The sequence below is a fragment of the Spirulina sp. 06S082 genome, assembly GCF_034932145.1.
In the GTDB taxonomy this organism is placed as follows: domain Bacteria; phylum Cyanobacteriota; class Cyanobacteriia; order Cyanobacteriales; family Spirulinaceae; genus CCY15215.
Genome location: NZ_JAYGHV010000340.1, coordinates 1 through 5,490, shown reverse-complemented (window position 1 = coordinate 5,490; position 5,490 = coordinate 1). Strand labels below are relative to the sequence as shown.

At 44.7% G+C, this 5,490-nt stretch carries 4 protein-coding genes; all 4 read left to right on the top strand.

The window, feature by feature from the left end; all coding sequences use genetic code 11:
- The coding region (locus VB714_RS20720) for a 1,4-alpha-glucan branching protein domain-containing protein (protein WP_323226584.1) at positions 1 to 609 on the top strand (609 nt) is incomplete at its 5' end.
- 145 nt (positions 610 to 754) lie between these two features.
- Positions 755 to 1,735 (top strand): DMT family transporter, encoded by a 981-nt coding sequence (locus tag VB714_RS20715; RefSeq protein WP_323226583.1) that lies wholly within the window; start codon positions 755 to 757, stop codon positions 1,733 to 1,735.
- 153 nt (positions 1,736 to 1,888) lie between these two features.
- Positions 1,889 to 3,238 (top strand): bifunctional UDP-N-acetylglucosamine diphosphorylase/glucosamine-1-phosphate N-acetyltransferase GlmU, encoded by a 1,350-nt coding sequence (gene glmU, locus VB714_RS20710; protein WP_323226582.1) that lies wholly within the window; start codon positions 1,889 to 1,891, stop codon positions 3,236 to 3,238.
- Positions 3,239 to 3,455: 217 nt separating this feature from the next.
- Positions 3,456 to 5,490, top strand: a 2,035-nt coding sequence (gene gyrA / locus VB714_RS20705; RefSeq protein ID WP_416309753.1) for a DNA topoisomerase (ATP-hydrolyzing) subunit A, incomplete at its 3' end; no start/stop codon positions are given.

The following is a 5,490-nucleotide window of genomic DNA, read 5'->3' as shown; positions in this document are numbered from 1 at the left end:
AAAGCCTCAAAAACCTTAATTTGGTCGCCGATTTATGTTTTTGCCCAACCTTCTGTTTTAGGCATTACCTCTGCTATTCCCATTTACAGGACAACGGGAGAATTACAAGGAGTAATGGCGATCGATCAAAGTACCTACGAAACCATTCACCTCGCCGAATATCTGCAACGAGAACCCACCCAGCAGGTTAGCTGTCCTGCTCAGTCAAGTTGGGGTTTTAAAGGATTCCACGAGTTCTGGCTCAATGAAACCAATGCTTGGATTTATCCTCACTTACATAAAACAGCAGAGCGGATGATTGAGTTAAGTTGCCGAGAAGCAAAAGACGAGCTAGAGAAAAAAGCCTTAAATCAAGCCGCGCGAGAGTTATTATTGGCACAATCTTCCGACTGGGCGTTTATTATGCGGACGGGAACGATGGTTTCCTATGCAACGCGACGGACAAAATCTCACTTGATGCGTTTTAACAAGCTCTACCAGGAACATTGCCAATCAAATCGTTATAGTGTGTCTCACCACAAGCTGGATCGTTTTCTTTGCTTGGGTCTGGTGTACTATAAAGATAAGGATACATATTCTCTTGCTGTTGATGCAGCAACAACTGCTTAAAGTCTAGGAGAAATGGATCGTCAAGAGATTTTCTAGGTTGATATCTTAAATAAAGGTTAAATATTAGATTGGGTCTTTTTATTTCAGTAAGCAAGATGCTTGTTCCATTTTCCACTCATTTACAATTTATCTGGTTTTGCTATATATGAACAATCAACAGGAAGAAGGACAAAAATCAAAATTTCAAAGCAAGATTTTTGCTATACTCGCATTACTAATTGCTTGCTTTATTTTATCCTTCGTTCCCATTTTTACCAAGTGGAGCGAACAAGAAATTAGTCCTACAGCTACAGTGTTCGATCGCTTTTTTATCACAATCATTATTTTCGGTTTAGACAATAGATTTGATTTCCTACAAACCCAAAGAACCAGCAATCGATCGCTGGGTTCTCAGTTTAATTTCCGAAAAACTTTTTTGCTCCTTCTCGGTGCAGGGATATGCTCCACTATCAACCAGATGTCTTGGGCATGGTCAATCACTCAAACTAATATTAGTAATTCTGCCTTTTTTCACGGTTTAACACCATTATTTACAACTTTATTCGCATGGCTATTTTTGGCTCGAGGTTGCGATCGCCAATTTTTCATTGGTATGGTTATAGCGATAGGAGGTTCGATCGCAATTGGACTTGGAGAGATACAGATTGCGACAACTAAATTGCAAGGGGACGGATTAGCCTTATTATCCGCAATTTTCTTTGGTCTCTACTTATTAATAGTAGAACGACTCAGGCAGAATTTAAGTGTTAGTAGTATTCTTTTTTGGCGTTGCTTGTGTTGCATTTTATTTTTGCTGCCAATTCTTCTATTTACTCACGATCAAATCATGCCGACTTCGGAAACAGGATGGTTAGCTGTAGCTGGCTTGTCTCTAACTTTTGTTATCGGTCACGGACTGCTGACCTATACCTTAAACATTTTATCATCCAGTCTTGTTGCCGTTGTGTTACTCCTAGAACCTTTCTTGAGTTCCATGCAAGCGTGGATTTTCTTTGCGGAAAAATTGAGTCTTTTAGAAGGGATATCTTTCGCGATCGTAACACTGGGAATTTATCTGACCCTATCCAGCCCGAGCCCTGAAGTTCAGGAAGAAACTCTCCTACTTTTCCAAGAAGAAAAGCAGTAGAAAAAGTGAAAGGGGGAAAAAATTGGGAATGCAGATTTAAACGCGAGTTATAATATTGGCGCGAGATATTGGTATTGTGTATTAATGCACCGCTTTCGGCGACGCGGCATCTGACCGCTTGGCGAATGCGATCGTAAACAAAATTACAGAAATATGGTAGCAGTAGCAATTTTAGCAGCAGGGCGAGGAACTCGCATGAAATCGGAGTATCCCAAAGTTTTACATGAGTTGGGAGGAAAAAGTTTAGTCGAACGCGCTCTTCTCAGTTGCGCGTCGGTAAATCCCTCGAAACAGTTGGCGATCGTAGGATATCAGTCCGAACGGGTGAAAGCGTCCCTAACGAACTATGAAAATTTAGAATTTGTGGAACAAAAGGAGCAATTGGGGACGGGTCACGCGATTCAACAATTGCTGCCTCACTTACAGGATTTTCAAGGAGATTTATTGGTTTTGAATGGGGATGTTCCTTTGCTGCGATCGCAAACCATTGCTAAGTTATGGGAAACCCACAAAAAACATCAAAATGCAGCCACGCTTTTAACGGCTCAGTTACCCAACCCTCGAGGTTACGGGCGGGTATTCTGCGATAATAACAGTTACGTTCAACAAATTGTTGAGGATCGCGACTGTACGACGGCTCAAAAACAAAACTGTCGCATTAATGGGGGAATTTATTGTTTCAATTGGCAACAATTGGCCAAGATACTGCCCGATCTTAAAGCAGATAACGATCAGAAAGAATACTACATTACCGATGTTTTTGCCATGATGCAGCCGGTTATGGCAGTAGATGTAGAAGACTATCAGGAAATTACCGGTATTAACGATCGCCGCCAACTGGCCAGCGCTTATCAGATTTTACAACAACGAGTCAAGGATGCTTGGATGGCGGCGGGTGTCACATTAATCGACCCCGACAGCATTACCATTGATGATACGGTCACATTACACCCCGATACAATTATCGAACCGCAAACCCATTTACGAGGAGAGACGGAGATCGGTTCGGGCTGTCGGATCGGCCCAGGCAGTTTGATTGAAAATAGTACAATCGCGGAAAATGTTACGGTGCTATATTCCGTGGTCAGCGAGAGTGAAATAGAAGCGGGAACTCGCGTGGGACCTTATGCTCATTTACGCGGACAAGTTAAGGTGGGCAAATCTTGTCGCGTGGGCAATTTTGTTGAGTTGAAAAAGACTTCTTTAGGAGAGAAAACCAATGTCGCCCATTTGTCTTATTTGGGAGATACTACAGTGGGCGATCGCGTTAACATTGGAGCCGGAACGATTACGGCCAATTACGACGGGGTAAATAAACATCCGACGGCGATCGACGATGGCACAAAAATAGGCGCAAATAGCGTTCTCGTTGCACCCGTGACCCTAGGAAAAGAGGTAACGATCGCGGCGGGTTCTACCATTACTGAGGACGTGGAAGACGATAGTTTGGCGATCGCGCGATGTCGCCAAACTGTTAAAAAAGGATGGCGCTTGCAGTCCTAACTCATGTACGGATTGCCCTTCTCCCGATTGATTATCAACCATTCCTGAACTTGGAGACAAAATCAAGGTAAAATAGTAGAGAAAATTACAGTAATTTAGCAAATCAACTGGAAAAAAAAGCATCGGATTAAACAATACCCAATTCGTTTAATTTTTAGCTTGATTTTTTAAGATTTTCCCAGCACCTCAGTTTCAATTTTACGGAGTTTGTGACCCTATGACTTCCTCTCAGGAACGGATTGTCCCTACGGACTTGAGAAATGAAATGTCTCGATCCTACCTCGAATACGCCATGAGCGTCATCGTAGGACGGGCATTACCCGATGCGCGAGACGGCCTCAAACCCGTTCACCGTCGAATTCTCTATGCCATGTACGAGTTGGGACTCACCCCCGAACGCCCCTTCCGGAAATGTGCGAGGGTCGTGGGGGAAGTTTTAGGGAAATACCACCCCCACGGAGATACAGCCGTTTACGATGCCTTGGTGCGGATGGCGCAGGATTTTTCCATGCGAAACCCTCTTATCAACGGTCACGGGAACTTCGGGTCTGTAGACAACGATCCCCCCGCAGCCATGCGTTACACGGAATGTCGCTTGCAATCTTTGGCTACTAATGCTTTATTGCGAGACATTGAAGCAGAAACCGTTGATTTTGCCGATACTTTTGATGGGGCGCAACAAGAACCCGTTGTCCTTCCCTCCCGCATTCCGCAACTCTTACTGAATGGGTCTTCGGGAATTGCGGTGGGGATGGCCACCAATATTCCTCCTCATAATTTAGGGGAAGTCATTGACGGCTTAATTGCCCTGATTGAAAATCCAGAAATTACCATTCAACAGTTGCGCGGCCATATTAAAGGCCCTGATTTTCCCACGGGAGCGCAAATTTTAGGTCATTCTGGCATTCGCGATGCCTATGACACGGGACGCGGTTCGATTACGATGCAGGGGGTGGCGGCGATCGAACTGATGGAACATCGCGGCCGTCCCGATCGCGAAGCCATTATTATTACCGAACTTCCCTATCAAACCAACAAAGCCTCCTTAATCGAGAAAATTGCCGATTTAGTTAACGATAAGCGCATTGAAGGCATCTCCGACATTCGCGATGAAAGCGATCGCGATGGAATGCGGATTGTGATTGAACTAAAACGAGACGCGATCGCCCGAGTTGTCCTCAATAATCTCTACAAACAAACCCCCCTGCGGAACAATTTTGGCGCAAATATGCTGGCTTTGGTAAACGGAGAACCCCAACTCCTCGATCTAAAGTTCTTTTTGCAAGTCTTCCTCAATTTCCGTATCGAAGCCATTACTCGCCGCACCCAGTATAAACTTCGCAAGGCACAAGAGCGAGATCACATTTTGCAAGGATTGTTGATCGCCCTCGAAAATTTAGATGCGATCATTCGACTCATTCGCCAAGCAGCAGACACGGCGACCGCCAAACAACAATTAGTGGAGAATTTTGCTTTTTCAGAAGTGCAGGCCGATGCTATCCTGCAAATGCAGTTGCGTCGTTTAACAGCTTTAGAATCTGAGAAAATTAATGCAGAACATGAAGAATTACTGGCAGTTATTGCAGACTTAGAAGACATTTTGGCACGGCGGGAGCGCATCGAAGGTATTATTGTTGAGGAAGTTACAGAAATCAAGAATATCCATGCAACCCCCCGACGCACGGAAATTCTGGCCGCAGAAGGTGAGTTAGACGAAACGGATTTAATTGCCAATGAACCCGTTGTGATTCTCCTCACCGAACAAGGTTACATTAAGCGAATGCCCGTGGATACCTTTGAGGCGCAAAATCGTGCCACCCGAGGGCGGGCGGGTGCCAAAATCAAGGAAGATGATGCGGTAGAGCATTTCTTAACTTGTTGCGATCACGATATGGTCTTGTTTTTCAGCGATCGCGGCGTAGTCTATTCCATCAATACTTACAAAATTCCTACCGCATCCAGGACGGCGCGGGGTGCGCCGATCGTGCAGCTTCTCCCCATCCCTCGGGAAGAAAAAATCACTTCTTTGATTGCGGTTAGTGAGTTTACCGATGATGGTTATCTTGTTATGCTCACTCAAAATGGCATCATTAAAAAAAGCGCCCTCTCTGCCTTTAGTAATATTCGCAACAATGGTTTAATTGCTATTTCCCTCGGAGAAGGCGATCGCTTGCGCTGGGTGCGTTTGGCCACAGCAGAAGATAGCGTTATTATTGGATCGCGTCTGGGAATGGCGATTCATTTTCAAGCCA